Raw genomic sequence first — 15,372 nt, 5'->3', positions numbered from 1 at the left:
TCTCTCTCACGGCTGGTGGGGTAGCAGGCGGACCATCAGGCCGCTGGCTTGGGTCAGCACCGTGCCGTCGGCCGCCGTCATGGTAGCCGCAATGAAAACCTTCCTGCCGTCGATATCGCTGATTTGGCCGCGGGCGGTCAGCGGTTCGTCGATCGGGGTGATCCGGCGGTAGTCCACATGCAGATAGGCGGTGCGGGTTGGGCGGATCTCGGCAGAGGTGACCACCATGCCGAATAGCCAGTCGTAGAGCAGCGGGATCATGCCGCCGTGCACGGCGTGATTGCCGCCGACATGGGCCTGGCTGAAGTGGCCCGCCATGCTCACGCCGCCGGGACCAGCATCGGTGAGTGTCCACGGCGGCAGCAACGGATGACCCAGCCCGGGCAGGCTGAGAACCCGGCCGGCCACGGCGTCCGCCTCTGGGACCTGGTGGCCGTCCAGCAGTGCGTACGCCTGTTCGAGGTGCTCGGCGGCGGCTGTCCACAGTGCGGGGTCCGGGCGCGTGGAGACCGTGAGATCGTGCAGCCTGCGGAGCGCGGCCACGTAGCGGTTCAGCTCCGGGGGTGCCTCCTCGACGGGTCTGATGTCGGGAAAGCCGCCGCGGTTGGGCGATGCCGTCTCTGTCATGCCGGCGGCCAGGTTTGCAGCAGGTCGTCGGTGGTGGTGATGGTGGCCAGCAGCGACAAGGTGTTGGCGATCACGGCCTCGCCGTACTCGGTCGGGATACCGGCCACCGCATCGCGTGGCACCACCACGCGGTAGGCGGCGTTGACCGCGTCCATCACGAAGTTGGGGATCGCGATGTTGAGGGAAACCCCGACTACCACGACGTTGGACACGCCGAGGTTGCGCAGCACCGCGTCCAGGTCGGTGCCGCCCATCGGCCCCACGCCGTGCCAGCGGGCCAGGACCAGATCCGTTGGTTCAGGGCCTAATTCGGGTAGCAACGTCGCACCAGGCGTCCCGGGGGTAATGTCCACTTCACCCTGACCGAGGGCGAAGATCTTGGCGTTGTGGTTGGAGCCCAGCCCGTCCGGTCGCTTCTGTACCAGGCAGTGCACCACGTGCACGCCGGCGGCACGCGCCGCGGGGAGCAGCCGGACGATATTGGGTAATGCCACCCGGCGTGCTTCCGCGGCAAGCATCCCCAGCCCGGCATCTGGGCCCATCACGGCGCCCTGGCATTCCTGGGTGACGACCGCGGTGCGTCCCGGCTCGACGAGGCCGGCGAGTCTGCTCGTCATCCCGGAGTCCCGACGCCGGCCGACCGCTCGAGCGAAGCGTCGGCCGGGACATCGTAGAACTGTGTCGCCCATTTCCGCAGCGCCATATAGCCTTTGGCATCCACCTTGGACAACGGCGGATGCTCCACGTACTTCTGGTAGCGCCAGATCTGCAGGTCGTCGAAGACGGTTGACAGGAATTGCTTTTCGATTACGTCACGCAGCTTGCCATCGGGTACCGGGGCGTCGTCGCCCGGCTGCCGCGGCCACCAGATCGAGTAGAACAGGTCCGAACAGTGGTCGTCGACCGGCGTGCAGGTGAAGATCAGCCGGTGATTCTGCGCGCCCTCGAACACGCTGATGGCGCCGCCGAGTCCGAACAAGTGGCTGTGAAACAGCAGTGCCAGATCGTTGGGATCGCCGCTGTGTGCGTCCGGCCAGCCGGCGGTGAACTGCCACTCGTGGTCGACGATGCGCCAGTCCAGCACCCGCGGCGTCACGGTCGAGTGGTGCACATACTCGAAATGCGCGCTGTCCGGTGCGTTTTCGGCGACAATCTGTGGATGCACCGGCTCACGTTCGGCGCGCCGGGAGAACTCTGGGTAGGCCCGGTAGTATGCCGCTGGATTCGTCTCGAACTGTGGGAACTTCGTGAATATGTCGGGCATTTCCCACTGCGGCTCCTTGCCGTCGGGGTGGTGCCAGACAAACACGCAGTCGTACTGTTCCCGAACCGGATACACCCGAAGCGTCAGCGCCTTGTTGGGGCGGTCCGGCTGGTAGGGGATGTAGCGGTTGGTGCCATCGGGACCCCAGCGCCAGCCGTGGAACGGGCACTGCACGCAGTCGCCGAGCACGGTGCCGCCGTGGCCGAGGTGGGCCCCGAGGTGTTTGCAGTGGGCTTCGAGCACGTGTAGTTCACCTGCCTCGTCGCGGTAGGCGACCAGATCCTCACTGAAGAAGTGCAGTGGCCGAACTTCGCCGACCGGGAACTCAGGTGACCATCCGACCATGAACCACCCGGTGACCTTCCAGGTGAAAGGGACCTTCACGTCGGCGCCTTTCGCGTGTGGGCTGATACTTAATCCATTACAGTATAGATTTCAGCTAAGTGGCAAGAGACCATCCGGCAAGGCGAGGAGCGACATGACCGCAGCCGCGGATGAACTCGAAGCGATACGCCAGCTCAAGGCCCGCTACTGGCGATTCGTTTACACAAAAGTCCTCGATGCCGGGCGCCGTGTGTTCACCTACGATGGAACATCTTGCGGGTGACCGGTGGACCCTGACTTCGACGTAATCGTGATCGGCGCCGGATTCTCCGGCCTGTACATGCTGCACCAGCTGCGCGAACTCGGGCTGCGCAGCCGGGCGCTGGAGATGGCCGACAACGTCGGTGGCACCTGGCTGGTCAACCGCTACCCGGGCGCGCGCTGCGACATCGAGAGCATCGAATACTCTTACAGCTTCTCCGAAGAGATTCAGCAGGAATGGGTCTGGACCGAATCCATGCCGGCCCAGCCCGAGATCGAGGCCTATCTGAACTTCGTGGCCGACCGACTGGACCTGCGCCGCGACATCACGTTCGGCGCCAAGGTGGTCGCGATGGACTTCGACGAAGACGCTGTGGTCTGGCGGGTTCGAACCGAAGCCGGGCAGACGTGCACAGCCTCGTTCGTCGTCGCCGCCTCGGGCATACTGTCGGTGCCGCTGGAACCTAACATCACCGGCCTGGCGTCGTTCACCGGGACGTCGCTGTCCACCAGCCGCTGGCCACACGAGGGCTTCGAGTTGACCGGAAAGCGGGTCGGGGTGATTGGCACCGGCTCCACCGGTGTGCAACTCATTCCGGTGGTGGCTCGGGAAGCTCAGCGGCTCTATGTGTTTCAGCGTTCAGCGCCCTATACGCTGCCCTGGCGAGTGCGGCGCTTCGAACCGGGCGAACTGGACCAGATGAAGGCAACTTATGGCGAGATTCGCGCTGCGCAACGCGAGCATCCGATCGGTGCCGCACGGCTCAGTGCGTTCTCGGTGCTGCTGGAGATGCTGGCCAGCCCGGCTCTGAAGTCGGCGACCCGGGAAGAACAACTGCGGGCCATCGAGGATAAAGGTGTTCTGGGCGCCTTGAATTGGAGTGACGTCTTCTTCGACATCGAGGCCAACCGGATGGCCGCCGCACTGTACGGTGAAGCGGTCGCGCGGATCGTCAAGGATCCGGCGACAGCAGCCGCGCTGGTACCTCGGCACCCGTTCGCCTGCAAGCGCCCGATCATCGACCAGGGTTACTACGAAACGTTCAACCGCGACAACGTCATTCTGGTCGACCTGCACGGTGACCCGATCCGCGCGGTCACACCTACCGGCATCCGGACCGCGCGCAACGAGTACGAACTGGACGTGATCGTCTACGCCACCGGATTCGACGCGATGACCGGAGCGTTGAGCCGCATCGACATTCGCGGCCGCGACGGGTTGTCGCTGGGCGAATTCTGGTCCGCGGAAGGACCGCTGTCCTACCTCGGGCTGGCGATCGCCGGATTCCCGAACCTTTTCACCATCCAGGGGCCCGGCAGCCCGAGCGCGGCCACAAATTATGTGGCCGCGCTCGAGCAACATGTCGAATGGATCGGCAACTGCATTGCGTACCTGCGCGCCAATAAGATTCGCGCCATCGAGGCATTGAGCAGTGCGCAACAGGAATGGATCGATCATGCCACTTCACTGGTGGCGGCGACGGTCCTAGTTCATCCCTCCTGCAACTCCTGGTACAACGGTGGCAACGTACCCGGCAAGAAACGGATGTACATGGGTTATACCGGCGGAATCCCCGAATACCGGCGACGCTGCGACGAGATCGCCGCCGCCGGCTACACCGGTTTTAAGCTCAGGTAGGTGATTGATTATGTCGTTGGTATCGCGCGGACTCGGCGTCACCCGGGAAGTGGGCATGCTGTTGCCGCGGACTGTGGCCGGGGTCCGGGCCGGTTCCCAGGCCGACGGCCCGGGGCCGTGTGGGGTGCGCCAGTTCGGTGAGGTGTTGCTGGACGAGCTGGTGCTGACCGGATTTTCGGTGCTCGGCGACGCCGGGCCGGTGACGGTGCGGTCAGCGGAGGGGTGCGTGGCGGCGGCCGAGGAGTTGTCAGCGCTCGGTCTGGACGGCGCCTACGTGGACCCCGCGCCACTGCGGGTGCACGGCATCAAACGGCGTCGTATCGGCGGGTTGAGGTACGAGCGCATGACTTTCGAGCATGACCCGCAGCTGCCGATGTCGCTGATGGATGAGGGGTTCGGCGGGCCTTCCCGGGCGGTGGTTCACCTCTGCCGGCACCGCGACCGTCCGCGGCCGTGGCTCATCTGGATCCACGGTGCCGGTCAGGGCGGCGCGCAGGACATGCTGATGTCGCGTATCGACCGGATCCATCGCGGGTTGGGCTTCAACGTCGCGATGCCGGTGCAGCCGGGCCATGGCAGCCGGCGCAAGTACTGGCCGGTCTACCCGGACATGGACCCGCTGGGCAATGTCGCCGGCATGATGCGCTCGGTATCAGAGATTCGCGCGGTGGTCCGCTGGGCACTCCGGCAGGGCACCGTCGTTGTGATAGCGGGTGTTTCAATGGGAAGCCCAGTGGCTGCCCTGGTCTCGCACCTCGAGCGGCAGGTGCACGCCGTCGCGCTGTACACCCCGATCCTGGGACTCAACTCGATGATCGCGCGCCACCTCGGCAGGTCGGGCGCGGCGCGCAGCGACTACCGCGAGCTGTTGGCGTCCGACGTCGTCACGCAGCTGACCACGGTGATCGACCCGCTGCAGGCCGACCCGGCACCGCCGCCGCACCGGCGGCTGATCATCGGCGCGCGCCACGACCGCATGGCCATGCTCGAGCCGACGCTGGCCCTGCAGCAGAAGTGGGGAGGCCAGCTGTACTGGTACGCCGGCGGCCACGTCAGTCACGTGTTCTCCCGCCGGGTCCTGGCCGTCTCGGAGCGATTCTTGCGCGAGGTCAGCGAGGACGCCGTGCTTCGGGTCGCCGAATGATGATGACAATCAAGGAGTTTGGAATTGGCTGATCGCGTCCTCGACGAACTGGGGTACTACCTGCTGGCCGGCGCCGGGGGAGAAGGTCCGGCCACACTGATGGACGAGGCGCGTCGCGGCGAAGAGCTCGGCTTCGGCACCGCGTTCATCTCCGAGCGCTGGAACGTCAAGGAGGCGTCCTCCCTTGTGGGTGCCGCCTGCGCGGTGACCAACCGGATGCAGATCGCCACCGCCGCAACCAATCACAACACCCGCCATCCACTGATTACAGGTTCGTGGGCCACTACCATGCACCGGCTCTCCGGCGGCCGCTTCACACTGGGCATCGGCCGCGGCATTGCGGCGGTTTACCAGGCGTTCGGCGTCCCCGCTGTGACCACCGCCCAGATGGAGGATTGGGCCAACGTCATGCGACGGTTGTGGCACGGCGAGCTGATCTTCAACCACGCCGGACCGTTGGGGAAATACCCCGTCCTGTTCCTCGACCCCGACTTCGACGAGGACATCCGGCTGGCGCTGGTCGCGTTCGGGCCCAACACGCTGGCCCTCGGCGGCCGTGTGTTCGACGACGTCATCCTGCACACCTACTTCACACCGGAGACCCTGCAGCGCTGCGTGGCCACGGTGAAGTCGGCGGCGGAGAAGGCGGGCCGCGATCCCGACAGCGTGCGGGTGTGGTCGTGTTTCGCCACCGTCGGTGACCACCTGCCCGAGCAGCTGCGGCTGAAGAAGACGGTGGCCCGGCTGGCCACTTATCTGCAGGGCTACGGTGATCTGCTGGTCAACACCAACGGCTGGGATCCCGCTGTGCTGCAACGGTTCCGGGAGGACTCGGTGGTGACGTCCATTCCGGGCGGCATCGATCACAAGGCCACCCCCGAGCAGATCGAGCACATTGCGACCCTGATTCCCGACGAATGGCTGGAACCGTCGGCAACTGGCTCGGCGCAGCACTGTGTGGATCGCATCCGTCTCGAGTTCGACTACGGGGCGGACTCGGTGATCCTGCACGGGGCCACGCCCGACGAACTCGAGCCGATCGTAGCTGCCTACCGCGCCTAGGGCAGGATGACGGTTCGCGCCACCGGTTCGGCGACCGACTGCCGCGCGGCAAGGCCACGCTGCAAGGCGGCCAGCAGCGCGTCACGCGTTTCGCGGGGATCGATCAGCTCGTCGAAACCCATGCCCTCGGCCGACCGGTAGGACGCCTCCAACTCCGCTTTGCGCAGCCGTGCGGACAGATCCTCACCGGCGTGTGAGGCCCGGCTGAGTGCGGCGGCGCTCATGGCCCCCATGGTGGCCCCGGGGTAGGCGAACGTCGCGGTCTGGTGGTCGAAGCTGAGCAGCGACATGACCATGGACCCGAAGCCGTAAGCCTTGCGCAACGTCAGATGCAGCTTGATCGTGGTCGCAGCCGTCTGCGCCGCGAACATCCTTGCGCCGCTGCGCAATACGCCCTGACGTTCGGATCGGCTGCCCGGAAGCATGCCCGGATTGTCGGCCAGGAAGACGATGGGTAAGTGGAAGGAATCGGCCACCAGGATGAAGTGCGCTGCCTTGTCGGCCGCATCGGCGTCGATGGAGCCTGCTAACACCTGCGGCTGGTTGGCAACGACCGCGACCGGGTGACCGCCCAGATGCGCGAGGGCACAGATAACGGCTTTGCCGAACGACGGCTGGACCTCGAACCAGTCGGGGCTGTCGAACACCACATCGAGCACCTGCCGCATGTCGTAGACGCGGCGGTTGTCGCGGGACACGATGCTCAGCAACTCTGGCGTCGGCCGCGGCTGCGACGTCTCGCCGGGCCCCAGCGACGGCGGGTAGGACCACGCGCTGGACGGGAAAAATGACAAATAACGCCGGATCTCGTCGAGTACGGTCTCGTCGTCGTCGGCGACGTTGTGGATTACCCCGCTGGGCAGCGCAACTGTTGGGCCACCGAGGTCGTGCTTCGAAATCTCTTCGCCCGTGGATTCTCTGACGACCGGCGGCCCCGCGGTGAAGATGGTGCCGTTTTGGCTCATGATCCGGAAGTCGCACACCGGGGCCACCAGGGCGCCGTGTCCGGCCGACGGGCCGAGCACCGCGGCGACGGTGGGTACCCGGCCCGAGCATTGGGTCTGCGCGAGCAGGTCGGTGGGGGAGCGGCCGTAGTGTCCACCGGTGGGACGAAAGCCGGCGCCGTCGAGCAGCATCACCAGCGGGACCTTATTGCGCACCGCCAGTTCGGCAATTCGGTAGCGCTTGGAGTTGCCGCCCGGACCGATGCTGCCGGCCAGCGTGGTGAAATCTTCGGCGCCCACCAGCACTGGAGCGTCGTTGATCAGCCCCGAGCCGGTGACGATGGCGTCGGCAGCGACCTCACCGCCTACCAGGGTGCCGATTTCGCGGAACGTCCCGGGATCCAGCAGGTGCGCGATCCGCCCGCGGGCATCCAATTTTCCATTGCCCCGGTGCTTGTCGAGGCGCTCCGGGCCGCCCATAGCGCGGGAATGCTGACGGCGCCGGGCGAGGTCGGCGAGGGTTTCTTCCCAGTCCTCGGGCTTGCCCATCGTCGTCCTCGTCCTCACTCGCCGGATCGGTACATACTGAACTGCTTACTGTAGCCTGTGCAAATAGTGGCCGACCACTGACCGCACGGTGGACAACCCTTGGAGCGACAACATGATCCGGTTAACAGCTGACGAAGCGTGGGACGCGATCGAGTCCGCGCACACTGGCATCCTGACCACGTTGCGCCGGGACGGAAGGCCGGTCACGTTGCCGGTGTGGTTCGTGGTCGAGGATCGCACGATCGTGATCATGACACCCGCCGGCACCAAGAAGATTGCGCGGGTGGTCAACGATCCCCGCGCATCTTTTCTGGTCGAATCCGGCGAACGCTGGGTGGACCTAATAGGAGTCCACCTCAGTGGCCGGGTCGAGATCGTCAACGGCGAGGCGGCCATTGGGCGTCTCGACGCCGCCGTCAACGCCAAGTACGCCGCGTTCCGTCCGTCGCTGTCCGGACTGCCGGAAAAGACGCAGAAGTACTACGCCAAGAACGTGTTTCTGCGTTTCGTGCCAGAAGGAAAGATACTGACGTGGGACAACGCACGGATCGCGCAACGGGTCCGGGAGCGGAGCTGACGTTGACCCTACCGAATCGCTTACTGTAGCTTTTCCATCATGGTGGGTGGGGGTCCAGTGCGGGGCCTCAAAATCGACGGAGGCATCCCGAACCGGCTCGACGAGGCTGCCGAGGCAGCCGGCAGATTGGAGCGACGGGGCTTGGACGGCGGCTGGACCGCCGAGACCAGTCACGATCCGTTTCTGCCCTTATTGCTGGCGGCCGAACACACGTCACGGATCGAGTTAGGCACCAACATCGCGGTCGCGTTCGCGCGCAATCCGATGATTGTGGCCAACCTGGGCTGGGATCTGCAGGCCTATTCCGGAGGCCGGTTCATCCTCGGTCTGGGCACCCAGATTCAGCCGCACATCGAGAAGCGATTCAGCATGCCCTGGAGTCACCCGGCGCGACGGATGCGGGAATTCGTCGCGGCGCTACGCGCGATCTGGGCGAACTGGAAAGACGGCGAGCGGCTGCGGTTCGAAGGCGAGTTCTACACGCACAAGATCATGACGCCGATGTTTACCCCCGAGCCGATGCCCCATCCGCCGCCAAAGGTATTCCTGGCGGCCGTCGGTGAGGCGATGACCCAGATGTGTGGAGAAGTCGCCGACGGCCACCTCGGTCATCCGATGGTCTCCCAGCGCTATCTCACCGAGGTGACGCTGCCGGTGTTGCAGCGCGGCATACAACGGTCCGGCCGGGACCGTTCGGATTTCGAGGTCGCCGCGGAGGTGATGGTGGCCACCGGCAGCACCGAGGAGGAGATGGCGACCTCGATCGCGGCTACCCGCAAGCAGATCGCGTTCTACGGGTCCACACCCGCCTACCGAAGGGTGCTCGACCTGCACGGTTGGGGCGACCTGCACGCCGAGCTGAATCGGCTCTCCAAGGAAGGTCAGTGGGACGCGATGGCCTCGCTCGTCGACGACGAGATTCTGAACGCATTCGCGGTGGTCGGCCCAGTGCAAGAGGTGGCCGCAGCCCTCCGAAGCCGCTGCGAAGGTCTCGCCGACCGGGTGTGGCCGATTTTCTACGCCGCCACACAAGACTGTATCGACCTCGCACTGAAGGAGTTCCAGCCATGAGCACCCCGGTGATTGATGAGGCCGCCAAGCTGCTCGCCGATCCGCAAACTTACGCCGACGAGGCGCTACTGCATGCGACACTGACCCACTTGCGTGCCAACGCCCCGGTGTCCTGGGTGGATGTGAAGAACTATCGGCCGTTCTGGGCGATCACTAAACACACCGACATCATGGACATCGAGCGGGACAACACGCTGTTCACCAACTGGCCGCGCCCCGTGCTGACCACCGCAGCCGGCGACGAGCAACAGGCCGCCATCGGTGTCAAGACACTGATTCACCTGGACGACCCGCAGCACCGGGTGGTCCGTGCGATCGGCTCGGACTGGTTCCGGCCCAAGGCGATGCGGGCACTGAAGCAGCGCGTCGACGAGCTCGCCAAAATCTATGTCGACAAGATGTTGCAGGTAGGTCCCGAGTGCGACTTCGTGCAGGAGGTCGCGGTCAATTACCCGCTGTACGTGATCATGTCGCTGCTGGGGATCCCCGAGGCCGACTTCCCGCGGATGCTCAAGCTGACTCAAGAGCTGTTCGGCAGTGATGACTCGGAGTTCAGGCGCGGCAACACGATCGAGGACCAATTGCCGGTGCTGCTGGACATGTTCGGCTACTTCAACGAAGTGACCGCCGCGCGCCGCGAGCAGCCGACCGAAGACCTCGCGTCGGCGATCGCCAACGCGCGTATCGACGGCGAACCGTTGTCCGAGATCGAGACGGTGTCCTACTACCTGATCGTGGCGACCGCTGGCCACGACACCACCAGCGCCACCATCTCCGGTGGCCTGCACGCGTTGGCCGAGAACCCCGACCAGCTGCATCGGCTGCGTGACGATCTGAGCCTGATGCCCAAGGCGACCGAGGAGATGATCCGCTGGGTCACCCCGGTCAAGCAGTTCATGCGCACCGCCGCACAGGACACCGTGGTACGCGGAATACCCATCGCGGCAGGCGAATCCGTGCTGTTGTCGTACGTATCGGGCAACCGTGACGAAGAAGTTTTCGACGATCCGTTCCGTTTCGACGTCGGCCGGGAGCCCAACAAGCAGGTGGCCTTCGGCTACGGCGTGCACTTCTGCATGGGGGCGGCACTGGCCCGCATGGAAGTCAGCAGCTTCTTTACCGAACTGCTAGCCAGGCTGAAATCCGTTGAGCTGGCCGGTGATCCAGAATACGTGGCGACCACGTTCGTCGGCGGCCTCAAGCACCTGCCGGTGCGCTATGCGTTTGGTTGAGCCACCCGGCGGTGCGCTGCTTGGGCACCCGACCACCCGGCGGGTGTGGCCCAAGTCATAGACTCCAACCCGGAGGACAGCAGCCTTATGACCCCTAGAACGATCATCATCACCGGTGCCAGCGACGGCATCGGTGCGGCGGCCGCGCGAAAGTTGCGCCAGAGCGGCGCAGACATCGTCGTCGTCGGCCGTTCGCAGACCAAGACCCGCGCGGTCGCAGCGGAGTTGGACGCTGACCATTACGTCGTCGATTTCGCCGACCTGGCTCAGGTTCGGGCGCTGGCGGAGAAGTTGCGTTCGCAATATCCGCGCATCGACGTCTTGGTCAACAACGCCGGCGCGATGGGCACGAAGATCAGCTACACGGCCGACGGCTATGAGCAGACTTACCAGGTCAACTACCTGTCGCCGTTCCTACTGACCACGCAACTGATGGATGTGCTGGTCGAATCCCGAGCCAGCGTCGTCAACACCACCAGTTCGTCGCATCGGCTGATACTGCGGGCCACGGTCGCGGGCCTGGAGAACACCGGGCGCCGCCGGCCCAGCACCGCCTATGCATTGTCCAAGCTGGCTATCGTGTTGTTTACCAAGGAATTACACCGCCGATATCAGAGCAGCGGTCTCAGCGTCGCGACGGTCCACCCGGGCTACGTCAACTCAAACTTCGGGCCGGCGTCGGGATCGAAGGTTCTTGCATTCTCCAAGCGATACCTGCCGGCCGAGCGATACACCGCGACATCGGAGCAGGGCGCCGAGCAGCTGATCTGGCTTGCCGCGGGCGCGCCCGGGACGGATTGGACCCCGGGGGAATACTATTCGCGGCACAAGGTCGCCAGGGTCAACCGGGTGGCGAACGATCCCAGGCTGGCGGCTCAGCTATGGGAAAGCACCCTGGCCAAGGTCACGGTCTGAGCATGCTGGGTGTTCACCACAGCGCGATCTGCACTGCGGACGTCGAACGTTCACTGCGCTTCTGGCGCGACGGTCTAGGCCTGACGGAACTGTTCGACCACGCTTTTACCGGCGACTGGCCGGAATTGTTCGGCGCCAAGACGGATCGGCTGAGGTCGGTCTTCCTAGGAGACCCGCAAGCACCCGACGGGGGATCGTGGAACTGGTTCAGCTATCCGGCGCCGACGAGGCGCTACCTGTGCCGGCGGGGCCGCGGCACGGGTTTTTCCTGCTGTCGCTGCAGCGCGACGTCGACGAGACGCTGACCGCATTGGCCGCGCTGGGTTTTGACGACGGCGTCCGCCGAATCACCATGCCTGCCCCGGGCGGCAAGACCGTGGTGATGGCGGTTATCACCGCGCCTGACGGTGTGCTGGTCGAGCTGATCGGGCCTGCGGCATGAACGCGTCCGTCGCGTTGGTGACCGGCGGCGGGTCGGGCATCGGGTCGGCAGCGGCCGCGCGGTTGCGCGATGCCGGCCACGAAGTCGTGGTGTGGGACCTTGCCGGCGGCGACATCGACTGCGACATCAGTGACCTCGATTCGGTGTCGGCAGCGATGGAACAGACCATCCGGCGGCACGGAGTGCCCACCCGGGTGGTGACGTCGGCTGGTATCGGGTCGTCCGGCCTGCTGCTGCAATTGCCGCCCGCGGAGTGGCAGCGGGTGCTGGCAGTCAATCTCACCGGCACCTGGTACACGATCCGGGCCGCGGCGCAAGCCATGATCGACGCCGAACTGGAGGGCTCGATCGTCGTGGTATCCAGCATCAGCGGCACCCTCGCCGACCGGGATATGGGTGCCTACTGCGTGTCGAAGGCCGGCCTAGACATGCTGGTAAAGGTCGCGGCCGTGGAGTGGGGAATCCACGGTATCCGGATCAACGCCGTCGGGCCCGGTGTCACCCGGACCCCGATGCTGCCCGATGCCGAAAAGTGGCCCGCCTGGGTCGAGGGTATGTCCAAGCGAACGGCCCTGCGCCGGTTGGGGGAGCCCGACGACATCGCCGAGGCGATCGTCGGTGTCCTCGAAATGTCCTGGGTGACAGGCCAAGTGCTGCATGCTGACGGTGGGCTGTCGCTGCATAGCCCAATCGACGCCTACGGCCAGGTCGAGAAGCTAATGCGGCTGAAAAGGCTCAAGGAACTCCATGCCGCCAAGCAGAAAGCCGCCGACTCCTAACCCGTCGCTGCCCAGCCCGTCGCTGGTGAATCTCTCGACGCTTTGCCGGCGTGTCCCGTCGCGGCTTTCACGCTCGGGTGCAAAGACAGCAGAGCAGTGGGCAGCTAGCTGAGGCCGTAATCGATGACGCCGCGGACAATTTCGCCATTGAGCAGGTCGGCGTAGGCATCGTTGATGTCGTCCAGACGGTAGCGGCGGGTGATCATCTCATCGAGCTGCAACTGCCCGGTCCGATACAGGCGGGCCAGCCGCGCGATGTCGGCCTTCGCGTTGCACGAACCGAAGATGGTGCCCGCCAGCGTCTTGTTCATCAGGATGAAGTCCTGCAGATTGATGTTGACCGACTGCTGCAGTTGGGAGGTCATACCGGTCAGTACGCAGGTCCCGCCTTTACGGGTGAGCGCGACCGCGTCGCGGACGTCGTCGGCAGTGATCAGTGACGGGGACACCACGACCGAGTCGGCCATCACCCCGTAGGTTAAGTCGCGCACCAGATCCAGCGCCTCGGGGATCGACGCGACGCTGTGCGTGGCGCCGAACCTCAACGCCGACTTCTGCTTAAACTCCACCGGGTCGACGGCAACGATGTGCGCTGCGCCGTTGATTCGGGCGCCCTGGATCGCACCGGTCCCGATGCCGCCGGCCCCGATGACCACGACGACGTCGCCGCCGCGCACTCCGGCGCGATTGGCGGCCGAGCCGTACCCGGTCGGAATGGCACACGACAGCAGTGCGCTCGGCACCAACGGCAGCTGCGGCTCCAGCTTGATCAGCGAATTCACCGACACCACAGTGTGTTCAGCGAATGCACCTACCTTCGCCAGATGACCCAGTGGCTTACCCGCGGTGGTGTGATGGCGGAATGTGCCGTCGGTCGGCATACCCGGCACCATGGTTCCGATTCCCTTATCGCACAGGTACTCCATCCCGGTTGCACACCACCGGCACTGCCCGCACACCGCGACGAAGGTCATCACCACGTGGTCGCCTACCGCGAATTCGGTTACGCCAGGCCCGATTTCACGTACCACCCCGGAGCCCTCGTGACCGCCGACCATCGGGAACATGGTCGGCAGCCCCAGCGACTGCAGCACCTCGTTCGGCGCCGACATGTCGCCCTTGAGGATATGGTCATCGGAGTGGCACAGTCCGGCGGCCGCGACCTCTACCAGAACCTCGCCCGCGCGCGGCGGATCGAGCTCGAATTCTTCGACCGACCAGGGTCCGCCGACATCGTGCAGGATCGCGCCCCGACTCCTCATGCGATCGAGCTTCTCATGCGACCGGGGTGAACGTGACCGGAAGCTTGTTGGGTGAGCGGAAGACCAGTCCGACGATCTTGGATTCCACTCCGGTGTCGTCGTCTTCGACGAGCCTGAGGTCCTTGACTCGGTCGAACAGGCTGTTGAGCATCACCCGCGTCTCCAGCCGGGCCAAGTGCATGCCCAGGCACATGTGGATTCCGCCGGCGAAGGCGATGTGAGCCTGGCGCGGCCGGCGGATATCGAAGGTGTTCGGGTCGGTCCACCGGGATTCGTCGCGATTTGCCGAGCCCATGCACATGTCAATCTGGGCATCGGCCGGAATTGTCTTGCCGCCGAACTCGATTTCGCGGGTGGTGGTCCGCATCACCATGGTCAGTGGGGTCTCGTAGCGCAGGCCTTCTTCCGTGGCCATCGGAATTAGCGACCGGTCCTGGTAGACCAGGTCCAGTTGCTCGGGGTGTGTCAGCAGCGAGTGCAGCAGGTTTCCCGACGACCGGTAGGTGGTTTCCAAACCGGCCGGCAGCAACAACCGCAGAAACGCGATGATGGCTTCGTCGGTCAGCTTCTCGCCCTCGATCTCCGCGGCACACAGGTCGCCAATGATGTCGTTGGTGGGCTTGCGGCGCCGCTGTTCGACCTGATCGAGGAAGTACGTGTGCAATTCGCCCGCCGCCGTCAGCCCCGCCATGATGTCGGTCGGGAGCGAGATCAGGTCGAGAGACAGCCGGCGGAACATGTCGAGATCTTCCGGTGGCAGCCCGAGCAGCGAAGAGATGATCCGGGTAGGAAATTCGAACGTCAGCGCCTTGACCAGGTCAGCCTCGCCACGCTGCTTGATCTCGTCCACGAGTTGATCGCAGATCGGTCCGATCACCGAGGGTTCCCATCGTTCCAGCGCGGTGGCTCGGAAAGCCTTGGCGACCAGATTGCGGTGATCGTGGTGCTCTTTGCCGCCCATCGCCAAGATGGTGTGTCCCATCACCAGCCCGATGGTGTCGTCGTACTTGGCCGAGGTGAACGTGCCGTCGTCGCGGAAGGCCGCGAAAACGTCGTCGTAGCCGAAGAGGGTCCACTCATCGCTGGGCTTCAGTTCCTCGGGCATCTGTTCGGCGTCCGAGAGCCCGCCGTGCCAGACGGGGTCGGCGCGCCGCATGTGCTCGAAGAACGGGTAGGGACTGATTTCACCAGTGAAGTCGAGGACTGGGGCGTCCTCCTGGTCAGTGCTGAGCGTCATCAGCGCTCCTCTCTGAGCAACCGAGTGAGCCCGAGCGAGCGGG

The 15,372-nt window shown here is 65.0% G+C and carries 15 protein-coding genes; 9 read left to right on the top strand and 6 right to left on the bottom strand.

What is annotated here, in order from left to right; all coding sequences use genetic code 11:
* Positions 1-6 precede the first annotated feature (6 nt).
* Genes H0P51_RS20005 through H0P51_RS19995 form a run of 3 tightly spaced genes read right to left on the bottom strand, consistent with a single transcriptional unit; the run spans position 7 to position 2,275 of the window.
* Positions 7-627, bottom strand: a complete 621-nt coding sequence (locus H0P51_RS20005) for a PaaI family thioesterase (protein ID WP_180914628.1) — start codon at positions 625-627, stop codon at positions 7-9.
* The gene (locus H0P51_RS20000) at positions 624-1,244 is read right to left on the bottom strand and encodes an isochorismatase family protein (protein WP_180914627.1); all 621 of its coding nucleotides are present in this window, start codon (positions 1,242-1,244) and stop codon (positions 624-626) included. The genes H0P51_RS20005 and H0P51_RS20000 overlap by 4 nt, the downstream gene beginning before the upstream one ends.
* Entirely contained in the window at positions 1,241-2,275 is a 1,035-nt protein-coding gene (locus H0P51_RS19995; protein WP_180914626.1) for a Rieske 2Fe-2S domain-containing protein, read from the bottom strand. Before H0P51_RS19995 ends, H0P51_RS20000 begins: the two co-directional genes overlap by 4 nt.
* A 280-nt stretch (positions 2,276-2,555) precedes the next feature.
* Here H0P51_RS19995 and H0P51_RS19990 point away from each other — a divergent pair, with 280 nt between their 5' ends.
* Genes H0P51_RS19990 through H0P51_RS19980 form a run of 3 tightly spaced genes read left to right on the top strand, consistent with a single transcriptional unit; the run spans position 2,556 to position 6,321 of the window.
* Positions 2,556-4,115: a flavin-containing monooxygenase gene (locus H0P51_RS19990; protein ID WP_180919111.1), complete on the top strand. Its 1,560-nt coding sequence runs from the start codon at positions 2,556-2,558 to the stop codon at positions 4,113-4,115.
* A gap of 10 nt (positions 4,116-4,125) precedes the next feature.
* Positions 4,126-5,259, top strand: coding sequence for a PHB depolymerase family esterase (locus H0P51_RS19985; protein ID WP_180914625.1), 1,134 nt, complete (start codon positions 4,126-4,128; stop codon positions 5,257-5,259).
* A gap of 24 nt (positions 5,260-5,283) precedes the next feature.
* On the top strand, positions 5,284-6,321 hold the full coding sequence (locus tag H0P51_RS19980; RefSeq protein ID WP_180914624.1) for a TIGR03857 family LLM class F420-dependent oxidoreductase: 1,038 nt from the start codon (positions 5,284-5,286) through the stop codon (positions 6,319-6,321).
* On the opposite strand, the gene H0P51_RS19975 is transcribed toward H0P51_RS19980, so the two are convergent.
* Complete coding sequence (locus H0P51_RS19975) at positions 6,318-7,814, bottom strand: acyl-CoA carboxylase subunit beta (RefSeq protein WP_180914623.1); 1,497 nt, start codon at positions 7,812-7,814, stop codon at positions 6,318-6,320. The genes H0P51_RS19980 and H0P51_RS19975 overlap by 4 nt on opposite strands.
* Positions 7,815-7,926: 112 nt before the next feature.
* Between H0P51_RS19975 and H0P51_RS19970 the strand changes: the two genes are divergently transcribed.
* From H0P51_RS19970 to H0P51_RS19945, 6 genes are all read left to right on the top strand, one after another.
* The gene (locus H0P51_RS19970; RefSeq protein WP_180914622.1) at positions 7,927-8,391 is read left to right on the top strand and encodes a pyridoxamine 5'-phosphate oxidase family protein; all 465 of its coding nucleotides are present in this window, start codon (positions 7,927-7,929) and stop codon (positions 8,389-8,391) included.
* A gap of 39 nt (positions 8,392-8,430) precedes the next feature.
* Positions 8,431-9,462 (top strand): LLM class F420-dependent oxidoreductase, encoded by a 1,032-nt coding sequence (locus H0P51_RS19965; RefSeq protein ID WP_180914621.1) that lies wholly within the window; start codon positions 8,431-8,433, stop codon positions 9,460-9,462.
* Positions 9,459-10,694: a cytochrome P450 gene (locus H0P51_RS19960; protein WP_180914620.1), complete on the top strand. Its 1,236-nt coding sequence runs from the start codon at positions 9,459-9,461 to the stop codon at positions 10,692-10,694. Before H0P51_RS19965 ends, H0P51_RS19960 begins: the two co-directional genes overlap by 4 nt.
* A gap of 87 nt (positions 10,695-10,781) precedes the next feature.
* Positions 10,782-11,609, top strand: coding sequence for an SDR family NAD(P)-dependent oxidoreductase (locus tag H0P51_RS19955; RefSeq protein ID WP_180914619.1), 828 nt, complete (start codon positions 10,782-10,784; stop codon positions 11,607-11,609).
* A gap of 196 nt (positions 11,610-11,805) precedes the next feature.
* Positions 11,806-12,051 (top strand): VOC family protein, encoded by a 246-nt coding sequence (locus H0P51_RS19950; protein WP_180914618.1) that lies wholly within the window; start codon positions 11,806-11,808, stop codon positions 12,049-12,051.
* Positions 12,048-12,830: an SDR family NAD(P)-dependent oxidoreductase gene (locus H0P51_RS19945; RefSeq protein ID WP_180914617.1), complete on the top strand. Its 783-nt coding sequence runs from the start codon at positions 12,048-12,050 to the stop codon at positions 12,828-12,830. The genes H0P51_RS19950 and H0P51_RS19945 overlap by 4 nt, the downstream gene beginning before the upstream one ends.
* A gap of 104 nt (positions 12,831-12,934) precedes the next feature.
* Here H0P51_RS19945 and H0P51_RS19940 read toward each other — a convergent pair whose 3' ends face one another.
* Both H0P51_RS19940 and H0P51_RS19935 read right to left on the bottom strand, forming a co-directional pair.
* Entirely contained in the window at positions 12,935-14,092 is a 1,158-nt protein-coding gene (locus H0P51_RS19940; protein WP_180914616.1) for a Zn-dependent alcohol dehydrogenase, read from the bottom strand.
* A 13-nt stretch (positions 14,093-14,105) separates the two neighbouring features.
* The gene (locus tag H0P51_RS19935; RefSeq protein WP_180914615.1) at positions 14,106-15,329 is read right to left on the bottom strand and encodes a cytochrome P450; all 1,224 of its coding nucleotides are present in this window, start codon (positions 15,327-15,329) and stop codon (positions 14,106-14,108) included.
* Positions 15,330-15,372: the final 43 nt, after the last annotated feature.

This window comes from Mycobacterium vicinigordonae (assembly GCF_013466425.1).
GTDB classification, from domain to species: Bacteria; Actinomycetota; Actinomycetes; order Mycobacteriales; family Mycobacteriaceae; genus Mycobacterium; species Mycobacterium vicinigordonae.
The sequence above is the reverse complement of the archived record's forward strand: the minus strand, read 5'-3'. Positions and strand labels throughout refer to the sequence as shown.